Annotated in this window: 16 protein-coding genes and 1 tRNA gene; 11 read left to right on the top strand and 6 right to left on the bottom strand. The window is 45.4% G+C overall.

The window, feature by feature from the left end:
- Positions 1–224: 224 nt before the first annotated feature.
- The 4 genes from purK to ppiB form a co-directional block, all read right to left on the bottom strand.
- On the bottom strand, positions 225–1289 hold the full coding sequence (purK, locus tag ACCW71_RS10065; RefSeq protein WP_436371049.1) for a 5-(carboxyamino)imidazole ribonucleotide synthase: 1065 nt from the start codon (positions 1287–1289) through the stop codon (positions 225–227).
- Positions 1286–1792, bottom strand: coding sequence for a 5-(carboxyamino)imidazole ribonucleotide mutase (gene purE / locus ACCW71_RS10060; protein ID WP_436371048.1), 507 nt, complete (start codon positions 1790–1792; stop codon positions 1286–1288). The genes purK and purE overlap by 4 nt, the downstream gene beginning before the upstream one ends.
- Before the next feature lie 130 nt (positions 1793–1922).
- On the bottom strand, positions 1923–2639 hold the full coding sequence (gene lpxH / locus ACCW71_RS10055) for a UDP-2,3-diacylglucosamine diphosphatase (protein WP_436371047.1): 717 nt from the start codon (positions 2637–2639) through the stop codon (positions 1923–1925).
- The gene (gene ppiB, locus ACCW71_RS10050; protein WP_436371046.1) at positions 2639–3133 is read right to left on the bottom strand and encodes a peptidylprolyl isomerase B; all 495 of its coding nucleotides are present in this window, start codon (positions 3131–3133) and stop codon (positions 2639–2641) included. Before ppiB ends, lpxH begins: the two co-directional genes overlap by 1 nt.
- A 212-nt stretch (positions 3134–3345) precedes the next feature.
- On the opposite strand from ppiB, the gene cysS reads away from it, so the two are divergent.
- Positions 3346–4731: a cysteine--tRNA ligase gene (gene cysS, locus ACCW71_RS10045; protein WP_436371045.1), complete on the top strand. Its 1386-nt coding sequence runs from the start codon at positions 3346–3348 to the stop codon at positions 4729–4731.
- 154 nt (positions 4732–4885) lie between these two features.
- Here the strand turns inward: cysS and ybcJ are convergent, their stop codons facing one another.
- Positions 4886–5098, bottom strand: coding sequence for a ribosome-associated protein YbcJ (gene ybcJ / locus ACCW71_RS10040; protein ID WP_436371044.1), 213 nt, complete (start codon positions 5096–5098; stop codon positions 4886–4888).
- Positions 5099–5965: a bifunctional methylenetetrahydrofolate dehydrogenase/methenyltetrahydrofolate cyclohydrolase FolD gene (gene folD, locus ACCW71_RS10035; protein WP_436371043.1), complete on the bottom strand. Its 867-nt coding sequence runs from the start codon at positions 5963–5965 to the stop codon at positions 5099–5101.
- Positions 5966–6140: 175 nt separating this feature from the next.
- Here folD and ACCW71_RS10030 point away from each other — a divergent pair, with 175 nt between their 5' ends.
- The 10 genes from ACCW71_RS10030 (at position 6141) to ACCW71_RS09985 (ending at position 14522) form a co-directional block, all read left to right on the top strand.
- Positions 6141–6644, top strand: coding sequence for a DUF1198 family protein (locus ACCW71_RS10030; RefSeq protein WP_436371042.1), 504 nt, complete (start codon positions 6141–6143; stop codon positions 6642–6644).
- Positions 6645–6738: 94 nt separating this feature from the next.
- A tRNA-Arg gene (locus tag ACCW71_RS10025) sits at positions 6739–6815 on the top strand.
- Positions 6816–6979: 164 nt separating this feature from the next.
- A complete protein-coding gene (locus tag ACCW71_RS10020) occupies positions 6980–8161 on the top strand; it encodes a tyrosine-type recombinase/integrase (RefSeq protein ID WP_436371041.1) in 1182 nt (393 codons plus the stop codon).
- A gap of 18 nt (positions 8162–8179) precedes the next feature.
- Positions 8180–8992: a DUF6387 family protein gene (locus tag ACCW71_RS10015; protein WP_436371040.1), complete on the top strand. Its 813-nt coding sequence runs from the start codon at positions 8180–8182 to the stop codon at positions 8990–8992.
- Between the two features lie 170 nt (positions 8993–9162).
- Positions 9163–9360: a helix-turn-helix transcriptional regulator gene (locus ACCW71_RS10010; protein ID WP_413676271.1), complete on the top strand. Its 198-nt coding sequence runs from the start codon at positions 9163–9165 to the stop codon at positions 9358–9360.
- Between the two features lie 27 nt (positions 9361–9387).
- The gene (locus tag ACCW71_RS10005; RefSeq protein ID WP_436371039.1) at positions 9388–9681 is read left to right on the top strand and encodes a hypothetical protein; all 294 of its coding nucleotides are present in this window, start codon (positions 9388–9390) and stop codon (positions 9679–9681) included.
- A 287-nt stretch (positions 9682–9968) separates the two neighbouring features.
- On the top strand, positions 9969–11174 hold the full coding sequence (locus ACCW71_RS10000) for a tyrosine-type recombinase/integrase (RefSeq protein WP_436371038.1): 1206 nt from the start codon (positions 9969–9971) through the stop codon (positions 11172–11174).
- A 1-nt stretch (position 11175) separates the two neighbouring features.
- The gene (locus ACCW71_RS09995) at positions 11176–12486 is read left to right on the top strand and encodes a tyrosine-type recombinase/integrase (RefSeq protein WP_436371037.1); all 1311 of its coding nucleotides are present in this window, start codon (positions 11176–11178) and stop codon (positions 12484–12486) included.
- Positions 12486–14117 (top strand): DNA-binding protein, encoded by a 1632-nt coding sequence (locus ACCW71_RS09990; protein ID WP_436371036.1) that lies wholly within the window; start codon positions 12486–12488, stop codon positions 14115–14117. Before ACCW71_RS09995 ends, ACCW71_RS09990 begins: the two co-directional genes overlap by 1 nt.
- On the top strand, positions 14118–14522 hold the full coding sequence (locus ACCW71_RS09985; protein WP_436371035.1) for a hypothetical protein: 405 nt from the start codon (positions 14118–14120) through the stop codon (positions 14520–14522).
- The last annotated feature ends 93 nt before the right edge of the window (positions 14523–14615 follow it).

The raw sequence follows: 14615 nt of genomic DNA, 5'->3' as shown, positions 1-14615 counted from the left end.
TTTACAGCGCGCATTAAAAACCCGGTCAGATGCTCGCCGCGTGTGTCGCTAAGGCACCGGCTCAGGGAGCCTGCACCTTCCGCAAAGACGCAAAAGCCGCCATCCCTGGCGGGCTCAGCGCGGGCCATCCCTGGCCCGCTATGCTTTGCTACAGGCGCAGGCTCCCATCGCGTTGAGCTTCTGAGCCGCCTGAAAGTGGCATCATCAGCCGGGTCTGAAGGGGACTAAAGTTTTTCAACCGCCCAGGCGATGCCGCTGGCGTACTCTTCCGGTAACTCTGGCACCAGCGCCTTCAGCGCCGCCTTCAGCCGCGCTGCATCGCTATCGGTCAGATTGAGATGGCCGACTTTACGACCCGGACGCACCTCTTTGTCATACCAGTGCAGATGCACCAGCGGCTCTGCCAGCCAGCGGAGATTAACGGCAGTACCAATCAGATTGACCATCGCCGAGGGCGCGAACACCACCGGCTGCGGCAGGGGCAGATCCAGAATCGCCCGCAGATGCAGCTCAAACTGGCTGATCGACGCGCCGTTCTGCGTCCAGTGACCGCTGTTATGCACCCGCGGTGCCAGCTCATTGATCAGCAAGCCTTCAGGGGTGACAAAACACTCCATCGCCATCACGCCGACGTAATTCAGCGCCTGCATAATCGCGCTCAGCATCGCTTCCGCCTGCTGCTGCTGCGCCTGATCCGCCTGCGGCAGGGCGACGCTGGTGCGCAGAATGCCCTCCTGATGCAGGTTATGGGTCAGCGGATAAAACACGGTCTGACCATCGTGCCCGCGCGCGCCCACCAGTGACACTTCACCTGAAAAGTTGATTCCCTGCTCAACGATGCATTCGCCGTAGCAATCATCCGGCAGCGCGTCAGTTTCACCCGCGCGCAGACGCCACTGGCCGCGTCCGTCATAACCCCCGGTGCGGCGCTTCACAATCGCCAGCTCGCCAAGCGAACGGAACACCGCTGGCCATTCGCTCTTGTCCGCCAGCAGCTGCCACGGCGCGGTGGCGAGTCCCAGCTGATCGAGCAGCTGCTTCTGCGTCAGACGGTCAGCCAGGCGCGGGAAAATATCGCGGTTCACAAAGGCGGGATGACCGGCCAGTTGGCGCGTCAGCGCGGTTTCCGGCCAGCGTTCGATTTCGGCAGTGATCACACTGTCGGCGATCGGCAGCGCATCAGGATCGGCATCCAGGCCCACCGGATAGACCGCGATACCCAGCGGTTCACCCGCCTGACGCAGCATACGGCCTAACTGACCGTTGCCCAGCACGCAAACTGGCTTCATGCCTCCTCCCGCGGATCGGGATGGTTCAGCACCTCGTCGGTCTGGCTCTGACGCCAGCTATTCAGGCGTGACGCCAGTTCATGGTCATGCAGCGCCAGAATCTGTGCCGCCAGCAGCGCGGCATTGGCTGAGCCCGCTTTGCCAATCGCCAGCGTGCCGACCGGAATACCGCGTGGCATCTGCACAATCGAGTAGAGGCTATCCACACCGCTCAGCGCGGCGCTCTGCACCGGCACACCCAGCACCGGCACCAGGGTTTTGGCGGCCAGCATTCCCGGCAGATGAGCCGCGCCACCCGCGCCAGCAATAATCACCTGAAAACCCTTATCCGCTGCCGTTTCGGCGAAGCTGAACAGTTTATCCGGGGTGCGGTGGGCAGAGACCACTTCAACATGGAAGGGGACGTCCAGGCTGGTGAGGATCTCAGCCGCGAATTGCATGGTGGCCCAGTCACTTCTGGAACCCATAACAATGGCGATGCGGGCCGGGGCGTTGGATGACATGCGGTCAACTCCTGTGAATGAACAGACAGACCTGGCCGGGCGGACAGGTTTTGAAGGGCACAGAGAATAGCATGAGAAGACCGCAAGGAAAACGGTTGCGTCGCGCTGATGGGATGGATTTAACCGCCGATCAAAAGTCGAAATCGATAAGCTGAATGCCCTGGGCGTCGAGCTGGATCATCGAGCCGCGACTGTGCCAGGCCCCCAGCACCGCGCGCTGCGCCGTTTCACCCGCGAGCCTGATCTCATGGATTGCCGGACGGTGAGTATGGCCGTGGATCAGCAGAGGCACCTGCTGACGCCGCAGCGTCGCGACCACCGCCTCCTGATTCACATCCATAATGGTCTGTGACTTATGCTGATTGGCCTGCTTGCTGTCGGCGCGCATCCGGGCGGCGATGCGTTTGCGTATCCGTAGCGGCAGCGCCAGGAAGAGTCGCTGGATCCAGGGATTATGCACTTTGGCGCGAAAGCGCAGATACCCGGCGTCGTCGGTGCAGAGCGTATCGCCATGCATAATCAGCAGACGATGGCCGTAGAGAGTGAGCACCTGCTCCTCCGGCAGCAGCGTCATGCCGCTGGCGCGGGCGAAGCGCTGGCCGATCAGGAAATCGCGGTTGCCGTGAATAAAATAGACCGGCACCGGCAGGGCGCGCAGGGCGCTGGCCACCTGCTGATGCAGCGGATTGGGATCGTCGTCGCCAATCCAGGCTTCAAACAGATCGCCGAGAATATAGAGCGCGTCGCAGTGCGGCGCTTCGCGCTGTAAAAAATGCAGAAAACCGGCGGTAATCGCCGGTTCTTCCTGACACAGATGGAGATCTGCGATAAACAGCGTGCGCGACATTACTCGCTGACGGTCACTTTCTGGATAACCACGTCATCTTTCGGCACATCCTGATGCATACCGCTACGGCCGGTAGAGACCGCTTTGATCTTCTCGACCACATCCATGCCTTCAACCACTTCGGCAAACACACAGTAACCCCAGCCCTGGACGCTTTCGTCACGGAAGTTCAGGAAGTCATTGTCTGCCACGTTGATGAAAAACTGTGCGGTCGCAGAGTGCGGCGCAGAGGTACGTGCCATTGCCAGCGTACCTTTGGTGTTTTTCAGGCCGTTGTTGGCTTCGTTCTTGATCTCTTCTTTGGTCGCTTTCTGTTTCATGCCCGGCTCGAAGCCGCCGCCCTGAATCATAAAGCCGTTGATCACACGGTGAAAAATGGTGTTGTCGTAAAAACCTTCACGGCAGTAATCCAGGAAGTTCTGTACAGTTGCTGGCGCTTTATCATCAAAGGTTTTGATTACGATATCGCCATGGTTCGTCTGGAAAGTTACCATTTTTGTCATCCTGTAAAGGTTGTTAGCAGTTGCTGAGGTCGCCTTGTTCGCGGGCATCCCTCTTTTTGTCGACCGTTCTTATATCATAATTTCCAATGACACGTCAGCAGCGCGGCGCAGTTGGCTTGCTTTGCGTCGCGCGAGCGATAAAAATACGGCACAATGTCTGGATACTTAAAAGTGTCAACCACACGTCAAAACGGAACCGTTCAATGCTTAAGATTTATAACACCCTGAGTCGACAGAAAGAGGATTTCAAACCCATTCATGCCGGTAAAATCGGCATGTATGTTTGCGGCATCACGGTGTATGACCTCTGTCACATTGGTCATGGGCGGACGTTTGTGGCGTTTGACGTGGTGGCGCGCTACCTGCGCTATCTCGGTTATCAGCTTAACTATGTGCGCAACATCACCGATATTGATGACAAAATCATTAAACGTGCCAGTGAAAACGGCGAAAGCATCGAAACCCTGACCAACCGGATGATTGGTGAGATGCATAGCGACTTCGCTGCGCTCGGCATTCTGCCGCCGGATCAGGAGCCACGCGCTACCCGCCATATCGCGGAGATCATTGCGCTGGTGGAGACGCTGATCGCCCGCGGTCACGCCTATGTGGCGGAGAATGGCGACGTGATGTTTGATGTGCTGAGCGATACCGATTACGGCGTGCTGTCACGTCAGGATCTGGAACAGTTGCAGGCGGGCGCGCGGGTTGAAGTGGCTGACGTGAAGCGCAACCCGATGGACTTTGTGCTGTGGAAGATGTCGAAAGCGGATGAACCGGCCTGGCCATCCCCCTGGGGCAACGGACGTCCCGGCTGGCACATCGAATGTTCAGCGATGAACTGCAAGCAGCTCGGCAGCCACTTTGATATTCACGGCGGCGGTTCCGATCTGATGTTTCCGCACCATGAAAACGAAATCGCGCAGTCGAGCTGCGCCCATGACGGCCCTTACGTCAACTACTGGATGCACTCCGGCATGGTGATGATCGACCGCGAGAAGATGTCGAAATCGCTGGGTAACTTCTTCACCGTGCGTGACGTGCTGCAACACTACGACGCGGAGACAGTGCGTTACTTCCTGATGTCCGGTCACTATCGCAGCCAGCTCAACTATGGCGAAGATAACCTGAACCAGGCGCGGGCAGCGCTGGAGCGTCTCTATACCGCGCTGCGCCACACCGACAGCAGCGCACAAGCTCAGGGCGGCGAAGAGTTTGAAGCGCGCTTCCGCAGCGCCATGGATGATGATTTCAACACCCCGGAAGCCTATTCGGTGCTGTTTGATATGGCGCGTGAAGTGAACCGCCTGAAAAGTGAAAATAGCGCTGCGGCGAATGGGCTGGCGGCGAAGCTGCGCGAGCTTGCCAGCGTGCTGGGCATTCTGCAACAGGAGCCGGAACAGTTCCTGCAAAGTGGCGCGCAGGTGAATGATGACGAGGTGGCCGAGATTGAGCATTGGGTGAAAGCCCGTGCCGATGCGCGGGCAGCCAAAGCCTGGGCGGAAGCGGACATCGCGCGCGACAAACTTAACGCGCTGGGCGTGATCGTTGAGGATGGACCACAAGGGTCGAGCTGGCGTCGGAAATAAGCAAACAGGGCGAGTCATCGCCCTTTCTTTTGCATGTGACTTCGACTCTTTGTTTCCGTCTGCCGCAGCAACCGTGAAGGTGACAGGCGCCCGCAGTCAGTGGGAAGAGACACGTGAGGGGAGGTCATAGCGTCCCCGCAGGGACGCCTTAGCATCAGGCTACAACGGTGATGCGAAAACCGGCGAACTCTACCGTCTGACCGGCAACGATTTTGCAGCGTTTACGGGTTTCCACCACGCCATTGACCTTCACTTCTCCGTCGGCAATCGCCACTTTAGCCTGTGCGCCGCTCTGGACACAGCCTTCCAGTTTCAGCAGATCACAGAGATCGACATGCGGGAATTTTCCCAGCGAAAAGTTTGCCATTTATACCACCTCTCTGTCATGAAGCTCTTCACACGCCTGGAGCGTGTTCTGAATCAGGGTTGCCACCGTCATCGGGCCGACACCGCCCGGCACCGGGGTGATGTAAGAGGCGCGCTGTGACGCGCTATCGAAGTCGACATCGCCCACGACTTTACCGCTCTCCAGACGGTTAATACCCACGTCGATCACAATAGCGCCCGGCTTGATCCAGTCGCCGGGAATAAAGCCGGGCTTACCGACCGCCACTACCAGCAGATCGGCGTGTTCAACGTGATGACGCAGATCTTTGGTAAAGCGGTGCGTGACCGTTGTGGTGCAACCCGCCAGCAGCAGTTCCATGCTCATCGGGCGACCAACGATATTGGACGCGCCCACCACCACCGCGTTCAGGCCAAAAGTATCGATGTTATAGCGCTCCAGCAGCGTCACGATACCGCGTGGGGTGCAGGGGCGCAGGGTCGGCGCGCGCTGACAGAGGCGTCCGACGTTATAGGGATGGAAACCATCGACATCTTTATCAGGCGTGATGCGTTCAAGCACTTTGACATTATCGATGCCGGCTGGCAGCGGCAGCTGCACCAGGATGCCATCAATGTCGCCGTCCTGATTGAGGTTATCAATCAGCTCCAGCAGCTCCGCTTCGCGGGTTGTGGCAGGCAGATCGTAAGAGCGGGAGATAAAGCCGACCTCTTCACAGGCGCGGCGTTTGCTGGCTACGTAAATCTGCGAGGCAGGGTTTTCCCCCACCAGAACGACTGCCAGACCGGGCGCACGTTTTCCGGCGGCCAGACGCTGCTTTACTTTTTCCGCAACCTCAAGACGCACCTGCTGCGCAATCGTTTTACCGTCAATAATTTTTGCTGCCATCAGAGAGGAAATCCACTGTGTTGTGTTAAATCGGGGGAAGGGGGCTATTTTGTCAGAAGCGCGGCGCGCTGTCAGTCTCAGTTTCAGCTGCGTAGGTGCTTTCCTGCTTTTTTCATAGCGACGAGTACCAGCCTGCTTGCGTATGATACCTGCCAGACAAACTGGGAATGATGTCATGATCTGGATAATACTTGCCACTCTGGCGATGGTGTTTGTCGCTGGATTTCAGTTGCTCACGGCTGGCTCACGTCACGCCGTCCAGCGGCTCAGCAAACGCTTGCAGCTGCCGCCGGTACAGGTGGAGTCCATGACCGCCATGATGGGAAAAGAGGCGGCGAAAGAGTTTACCGACTATCTTAGCCACGATAATGAAACGCATCTGCATAATGGCGCAGCGGTACTGCTGATCTGGCAGGTGCTGATTGTCGACGGCAGCGAGGAGAACCGCCAGCGCTGGCATGGCATTCTCAGTCGCGCTGGTTTCCCGGCCCTTATCAGCCGTCAGCAGCTGCTGCTCGCGCTGGGCTTTCTGCGCCAGCTGGAGCCGGACAGCCAGGAGCTGCACGCGCTTCGTGAGCAATACAATGCGCATGTCTCATCGCAAAAGGTTGAGCTGGAAGGGGAATTTACCGAAACCAGCAAACTTGTGTCGCTCAGCGAATGGCGCAGACGTCATTGACGCAAATTGGTTATTCCCGCAGCACTTCGCTGCGCAGAAACGGCAAAAACGTTGACGTACCCGCTTCCCAACGTATAATCCGTGCCATCTCCATGCGCCCTTAGCTCAGTTGGATAGAGCACCGGCCTTCTAAGCCGTAGGTCACAGGTTCGAATCCTGTAGGGCGTGCCATCTTTTCTTCTATTAACATCCTTTCTAGTCTACTTTTTCCTTTCAAATCAGAATATAACACTTCACTATGGTCCATCTTGGTCCAAGGTCACCTATTGCGTTCTTGTTCCGATTGGGGGCAGGATAGGGGGCATTGCTAGGTTCAATGAAATGGATGCCCCCATATGAAGTTGACAGCTCGACAAATTGACTCAGCTAAGCCTAAGGTAAAATCATACAAGCTTGCCGATGGTGGTGGGATGTATCTTGAGATTTTTCCAAATGGAACAAAGAGTTGGAGGCTAAAATATAGGATCGCAGGTAAAGAAAAACGAGTTACCTTCGGCACATATCCATTGCTCACACTCGCTGAAGCAAGGATCAAACGTTCTGAAGCTAAGAAACTCCTGTCTGAAGGTGGCGATCCAAGCCAGCAAAAACAAGATATCAAAGCAGCTAAGATTATGGCTGTAAGCAACAGTTTTGAACTGATTGCCATTGAATGGCATGAACATAAGAAACCCTCTTGGTCTGAGGGCTATGCTGATGACATTCTTGAATACCTGAGGAAGGATGTCTTTCCCTACATAGGTAGAAGACCTGTTGCTGAGATCAATGCTAAGGAAATGCTCGATGTTCTTCGTAAAATGGAAAGTCGTGGTGTTCTTGATAAGCTGAAGAAAACTCGCCAAGCATGTCGTCAAATCTTCACCTATGCAGTCATTTCGGGCAGAGCAGAACATAATCCTGTATCAGATCTGGTAGGTGTGCTGAAAGCCCCAAAACAAAAACATTTTCCTCATCTGTCAGTAGATGAGCTGGGTGAGTTTCAAAGGCATCTGGCAAATTACTCTGGTAGTAAAATCACTCAAATCGCCACACAGCTTCTCATGCTAACTGGACTCAGGACGATTGAGCTTCGTTCAGCAGAATGGTCTGAAATAGATTTCGAGAAACGACTCTGGCAGATTCCAGTTGCTCGAATGAAAATGAAACGACCTCATATTGTCCCTCTATCACAGCAATCAATCGATCTTTTAGAAGAGTTAAGAAGTTTTACTGGTGGGTTCAGATTTATCTTCCCAGGAAGAAATGATTCACGAAAAAGTATGAGTGAAGCCAGTATAAACCAGGTGATAAAAAAGATTGGTTATGACGGAAAGGCAACAGGACATGGCTTTCGACATACTCTAAGCACAATTCTGCATGAACAGGGTTTTGAAAGTTCATGGATTGAGACTCAGCTTGCACATGCTGACAGAAATACAATTAGAGGCACTTACAACCATGCTCAGTATTTGGAAGGTCGTCGAGAAATGATGCAATGGTATGCTAACTATCTTGATGAGTTGAAGAATAAAATTTAATTTCTAATAGGTGAAATAATGAAGTTGAACGAAATTAATAAAGAACTTCAAACATGGTTTAAGATCGAAAATTATGAGGATGTTGAAAAGTTATCTTTAAGAGAGTTTCATAAAGAATTTCAAGTTAGAAAGAATATATTCGAAGGGATGGACTTCTTTGATGGAGATGACCAAATTTTTAAAAGGATTTTAGCTGGTGAGCCATTAGTCAGTTCTATCTTCGATATGAAGGATCTGAGTAATCATAGTAATAGTCACATACAGCAAGTAACTTTCAAGCAGATTGATAGTTTAAAAAGAGCATTAGAGATCTTTTCTCCAGACTCTTTCATAAAAGGAACTGATGAGCTTAAAAAAGAAGTAAAATCTCAGCCATTAACTGTGAGTATGAGAGATGTAATTAAAAGAAATTCAGAGAGTAGAATGTTCATATCATTTGATATTGAAAACTCCTCTGATGAAGAAGTTTTAAACTCCCTGAAAGTAATGCTGCCTGTATGGAGGAAAGAATATCAGATTAAAGAAAGCAAAATCGAAAAGTTTGGATTGGCTAAAATTATCAAGCTTATAGATTATAGAATACTGCCTATGATGGATCTGCTTCTCTGGGCAAAATTGAAAAAAATAACCTTAACGAATACTGTCTTATCCAGGATTCTTTACCCACGATTAACTGATGAGATCAGGGGTGAAGAACAACTTAAGGAAACTGACCGCCCTTTAGCTGAGAAAGCATTGTCTGGTGAGACATGTAAAAGCATTGAAAATTTTATCAATAAAAACAGCCATATGGAAAGTGTAACTCTCAGTGAACTCAGAAGTTTGTTGTAAGGAAGTTTCATGTTTCGAGTGATAATGCAAGGGGGAGGATAAAATAATTATCTTCCTCTTCATTTTTTTCAAGAAGTTAACCCATAGAATTCCATATACGAAACTACCCTTCAACAGCCTACCTATCGAGTATTAGTATCAACTCATCGACCAGACGAGGAGATACAAATATGAATACGGCATCTAAAAGACTCATCCGCCTTCCAGAAGTTCTAAATAAAACAGGTTATAAAAAAGCATGGATTTATCGATTGATCTCCGAAGATAAATTCCCCAAACCTATCAAATTAGGGGAGAGGGCTGTAGCTTTTGTTGAAGTAGAAGTTGATGAATGGATCTCAGAAAAAATTAGTCAGTCTCGTAATTAAACTGTGAATTTTATAGGAGATCGATAAATGAAAGGTGAAGTATTTTTCAGTGATGAAAACCATATGATTAATGTGGCAACCTTATATGGAAAGCTTTTTGACCATGATGAAGTCGAAGGGTTAGAAGATAATACATTCAACAGAGAAACAGTATTTTTATTGAGTCAGTATTTAGTCGGAAATGCCAAAGATGCATTCATTTCAATCCGAGAAAAAAGTTTTAGTGAACAGCAAGAGGTTTTAAAAACATGGTGTTTGTTAATTAAATGTCCTGATGAACTTTCAACATTATGTATTGCTATCTTTAACTGCTATTTTTAATTTTTGTAAAGTTTATTATTGGAAATATGTTGATATTTTACGAAATTCTTGACGATTTTTTTCGCACCGCTTTTGCTATAAGGCTTAAAGATGGTTTTCTAAATATCGGGTATGGATACCTGAAACTAGCCGTACCTGTTTCTTTCACGTGAAAGAAAAATTTTTAAGTATATATATTCATTATAAATAAACCCATAAATAACAAAAAAATTTGCAAAATTTAAATTAGTCAAATAAAGATAAGCCGTAGTGATAACTAAATGTAAAGTTTTCGGAGAGTTAATATAATGTCTTATAAAATTAAAAAGTTTATGATGAGCAGTGGTGAACGAGGATGCTTGATTCTCGATAAAGAGACACAGTTGCCAGTTTACTATCAAAACCTTTATCTCACAAATAATGTCAGAAACAGAAGTGCGACCGTATCAACAATGGAGATAGTCGCAACAAACCTACTCATACTGAGTAATTACTTGAAAAGCAGGAACATAGATATCATTAATAGGATTGAAAGTAAGGGATTTCTAAATATAGCGGAAATAGATGACTTGATTAGGTATGCAAGGCAGAGATTCGATAAGCAAAAGATTACAAATGTAAGATTGATAAAAAAGGAGCAGGTTGCTAAGAGAACTTTCAGTTATAGAGTCCATGTTTTCTCAAGCTATCTTAAATGGCTTTGCGAAATGATTCATTCTATTAAGGGAATCCATGCTAAATATGAAGTCGATACTTTCATAGAAAATTTGAGAGCACATCTCCCACGAAATAAAACACAAAGCATGAATGACAGAAAAGACAAATCATTGAGCGAGGAAGAAATTAGAAAACTGTTTCAGCTATTAGAAATTGAAGGAAGCCAAAATCCTTTCCAAAAGGATGTTCAGGTGAGGAATAGACTCATTTTTACATTGTTATTGAATTGTGGTTTGAGAGCAGGAGAACTTCTAAATCTTAAAGTAAACGATTTGAATCGTAGAGATTACACTTTAAGTATTTTCAGAAGACATGACTGCATTGAAGATCGAAGACTTAATCAGCCATTAGTTAAAACAGGCGAAAGGGAAATTCCCTTATCAGACGAATTAGCAATGGAGATTTTTGACTACATAGATAACTACAGAGATAAATATACTAAAAAGAAAAAACATGACTTCCTATTTGTTACACACAGTTCCTGTAAATCAGTAGGAGAACCTTTGTCTGTTTCAGCATATGAAAAGATTATTTCGACCATTAAAAAGACAAACCCGGAATTGAAGAATTTATCAGGGCATAAGTTAAGGCATTCTTGGAACTATTTTTATTCAAATGAAATTGATGGTTCAAATTTAGAAGTTAGTCGAAAGTCAGGATTAAGGTGCTATCTAATGGGGTGGTCAAAAGATTCAAAAATGTCTGATAATTATAATTTCAAACACATATCAATGAAAGAAAAGGAAATTATTGGAAGGGTTTATGATTCTTTGAGAAAAATAACTAAAGGGGAATAAAATGAAAACAAACACTTTGAAAAAAGAGAATGTAATTTTTTCATTGATGGAAGGGTATAGCTTTAAGATTTCTGATATCAAATGGCAATTAGATAAAGAGAATTGTATTTTTCCACATAAGATTGCCGATAAAATGCCAGAACCGATGCGTATTGGTTACCTTACTACCTTAGCTTACTTTTCTTCTGAATACAGTGCAGGTTATACAAAAAATATAAATTACATTTTCAGCAAATGGTTAGGGACTACAGACTTTAAGACGATAGATGCTAATGCGGTTTTTCAATTTAATATTAGTTTAGGCCCTGAGAAAAACCACAAGCTAAATTCAGTAAAGAAGTTTCTTACTAAATGGAAAAAGCTCGGTCATGTTGGGGTAGAGAACTCAGCTCTAAAAGCATTGGAAAAGATAAGCATCAAATCTAATTTAACCGGAGAAGCCGTCAAACGAAGAGATCCAAATAGTGGACCACTAACTGATGAAGAGTTGAAACTCATCTTTGAAATTATCAGCAAATTGCTGAAAGAAGATAAAATCCATCTGTTTATCTATTGCTACATTATTCTGTTAGCAACAACGGGAAGGAGGCCATTACAGTTAACTTCATTAAAAGCAAAAGATTTCACCAGAACAGATAAAGAATGTTTCCTGTATATCCCAAAAGTTAAGCAAAGGAAGGAATTTAGGAGCGAGTTCAGCATAGTAAGAATCGATGATACCCTGTATGAGAAACTTAGAACCCTGATTGATCTTAACCAGAAATTTATCGAAGAAAGGGTTAATGGGAACATTGGCCATTTAAGGAATGAATTACCTATATTCATGGATGCTAAGAAATCTGAATTAATTAACATTGACCAAAATTTAGATACAATCATGGCAACTGACTTTTTGCATATTAAGAATGCTTTTATCTCAAAAAAACTAAAAAATTTGACTACTAAATTCAACATTCGCTCATCAAGTAACAACGGCCATATACGACTTAATGCAAGACGATTCAGGTATACCCTTGGAACTCGTTTAGCAAAAGAAGGAGCCTCAGTTGAAGTAATAGCTAAAGCATTAGACCATAAATCTATAAATTCATCGGGTATATATATTAAAAATAGCTCTGATAATGTTCATGATATTGATATGAGCCTTAATTCTTTTTTTGAACCTCTTTCTAAAATATTTCTCGGGAAAGATAGCACAACAAACAAGAAGATATTCAAAGAATATGTTTTAGGTTCTTTTGGATTAACTGAAAGTAAAAACGAAAACATAGAGTGTTTTACTTGTAAAAACTTTAAAGCTTGGAGTTCCTAATGACTAATGTAATCTTATTCGAGCCAGCCAATGCTAACAATCCCAATTCAAATATTGAAAGCTTTATAATATTTATTAAGAGTAATGCTTTTAACTCTAAGTTGGCGATTTCTTGGGAAAGCAATGTTTGGAGAAGATATTACAGGTTCAATAAATTTGATATGGATTACAATGGAAACAGCAAAAAGAATTTAGATGATGATTTCATTGACTTTGCTAAAGCTTATATGTTTCATATTCACTCCTTTAACAAATCAAAGTTAAACCATAAAACTTTGGCAATGTTAAAGATTGTTGAATTTGTTTTATTAAAATTATACGGCGAAGCTAGTGTAACCAAGTGCGATAATAACATATTTGATGAATGTGCAAGGTTAGCATCTGCCAAATATTCAAAAGTGCAAGCAGTTGGGATTGGTAAAGAACTTGAGAAACTATGTTCATTCTTAAATGAAAATAGAATGACGACATCATCATACTTTTTCTGGGTAAATCCTTTGAGGCATAAAATAACTCAGAGCTGGAAAGGTTATGAACCTTCACTGGAAGGACACTCGAAACTACCTGACATAAAATCCGTAATAGCCATTGCTGATATTTTCTCAAAAGATGAAAGCCAATTGTCTACAAGGGATATTTTCACCACTTCTGTTCTTACACTACTTATGTGTGCTCCAGGAAGAATTTCAGAAATTTTGAGTCTTCCAGCGGATTGTGAGATTAATGAAAAAGATGACGAAGGCATTGAACGATATGGTTTAAGGTTTTTTTCAGGGAAGGGGTATGCTGGAGATATTAAATGGATTCCTACAGTAATGATCCCTGTAGCTAAAAGGGCTATAGACCGATTAAAAAAGTTGTCCAACCATGCAAGGTCTGTAGCAAAAACAATGGAAGGTAAGGGCACTGAGTCATCCAAATATGCACTCGTTATGACTAAGCCTCAGGACTTCCCTTGGTATGATGAAGAAAAGAGGATCAAATACTCAAATGCTTTATGCCTTTTATTTGAGAGGCAATTGTTTCAGAAGACAAGCAAAGATTTTACATCTTTTTTCAGACCTACTGCTCAGTTTTTTAGACTGGATATTAATGCTTTTGCAAGTATCAAAGGCTCTACAAACCTTTTTAAAAGACACGGTTATATCAATGAGGATGGTATTCCCTATTCATTAAGGACCCATCAATTGAGACATCTCTTAAATACTTTCGCTCAAATTAATGGCATGGATGAATTAAGCATTGCTCGTTGGTCTGGAAGAAAGTTAGTGTCACAAAATGTCTCCTACGACCATAGATCACATCTACAAATGACTAAAGTTTTGAGAGAAAAAACTACAGTCGAAGCCAGAAGCATTCACAGAGAAAATGAAATACCCATTATAGACTTAACAGATTTCGATTCTCTTAAAAACGGGGCTGTTCTGGTATCCAAGCATGGTTACTGTAAGCACTCATATGCTTTTGAGCCTTGTAGTTATTATCCTATACGAGACTCTGGAACGGATGATGAGCGACTATTAGGAATACATAATAAAATCATTGAAAAAACAAGTCATGATAAAAATGACGGGAATATTAATGCTGAGAAATGGTATGAATTTCAAACAAAAATAATTAAAGGAGAATAAATGGCTAAACATATTACTTGTTATGATGAAAAAATTATAATAAATGTTATTAATAATTGGAGTGGTGATAAGAAACTGACTTGGGATGCTTTATGTGACAAGTTGATAAAGAGCATTGGTAAAAGACCTACGAGACAGTCTTTGAGTAGCCATGTCAAAGTTGCAGATTGTTTTAATTCAAAAAAGAAAATCCTGAAATCTGGTTTATTAGAAAAAAGTGCAGCTAAACCTGCCAACTTAAAAATAGCCAGTCAAAGGATAAAAAGACTCGAAACTGAGAACGAAGCTTTGATAGCATTGAACAATAAGTATTTAGAGCAATTCAAAATATGGTTATATAATGCACATTTAAAACAAATAACAATAGATGAGCTAAATCATCCTTTACCAAAAAAAGATATTTAGATAAAAATTGATAGGTTTTAACTATTGACATGATTGAATATTATGATATTTCTTTACTTGTCAGGATGACATTTCACAAATAGCAAGGATGCT

Origin of the sequence: Pantoea sp. C2G6 (assembly GCF_051336815.1) — a bacterium.
In the GTDB taxonomy this organism is placed as follows: Bacteria; Pseudomonadota; Gammaproteobacteria; order Enterobacterales; family Enterobacteriaceae; genus Pantoea.
Note: the sequence above shows the minus strand (reverse complement) of the source record. Positions and strands in the feature narration are given on the sequence as shown.

Bases quoted from the DNA above. Each gene is read 5' to 3' on its own strand.
- purK (WP_436371049.1), bottom strand. From the start codon at position 1,289: ATGAAGCCAGTTTGCGTGCTGGGCAACGGTCAGTTAGGCCGTATGCTG.
- ACCW71_RS10000 (WP_436371038.1), top strand. From the start codon at position 9,969: ATGTCTTATAAAATTAAAAAGTTTATGATGAGCAGTGGTGAACGAGGA.
- ACCW71_RS09985 (WP_436371035.1), top strand. From the start codon at position 14,118: ATGGCTAAACATATTACTTGTTATGATGAAAAAATTATAATAAATGTT.
- cysS (WP_436371045.1), top strand. From the start codon at position 3,346: ATGCTTAAGATTTATAACACCCTGAGTCGACAGAAAGAGGATTTCAAA.
- purE (WP_436371048.1), bottom strand. From the start codon at position 1,792: ATGTCATCCAACGCCCCGGCCCGCATCGCCATTGTTATGGGTTCCAGA.
- lpxH (WP_436371047.1), bottom strand. From the start codon at position 2,639: ATGTCGCGCACGCTGTTTATCGCAGATCTCCATCTGTGTCAGGAAGAA.
- ACCW71_RS10005 (WP_436371039.1), top strand. From the start codon at position 9,388: ATGAAAGGTGAAGTATTTTTCAGTGATGAAAACCATATGATTAATGTG.
- ppiB (WP_436371046.1), bottom strand. From the start codon at position 3,133: ATGGTAACTTTCCAGACGAACCATGGCGATATCGTAATCAAAACCTTT.
- ACCW71_RS10030 (WP_436371042.1), top strand. From the start codon at position 6,141: ATGATCTGGATAATACTTGCCACTCTGGCGATGGTGTTTGTCGCTGGA.
- ybcJ (WP_436371044.1), bottom strand. From the start codon at position 5,098: ATGGCAAACTTTTCGCTGGGAAAATTCCCGCATGTCGATCTCTGTGAT.
- ACCW71_RS09990 (WP_436371036.1), top strand. From the start codon at position 12,486: ATGACTAATGTAATCTTATTCGAGCCAGCCAATGCTAACAATCCCAAT.
- ACCW71_RS10010 (WP_413676271.1), top strand. From the start codon at position 9,163: ATGAATACGGCATCTAAAAGACTCATCCGCCTTCCAGAAGTTCTAAAT.
- ACCW71_RS09995 (WP_436371037.1), top strand. From the start codon at position 11,176: ATGAAAACAAACACTTTGAAAAAAGAGAATGTAATTTTTTCATTGATG.
- ACCW71_RS10020 (WP_436371041.1), top strand. From the start codon at position 6,980: ATGAAGTTGACAGCTCGACAAATTGACTCAGCTAAGCCTAAGGTAAAA.
- folD (WP_436371043.1), bottom strand. From the start codon at position 5,965: ATGGCAGCAAAAATTATTGACGGTAAAACGATTGCGCAGCAGGTGCGT.
- ACCW71_RS10015 (WP_436371040.1), top strand. From the start codon at position 8,180: ATGAAGTTGAACGAAATTAATAAAGAACTTCAAACATGGTTTAAGATC.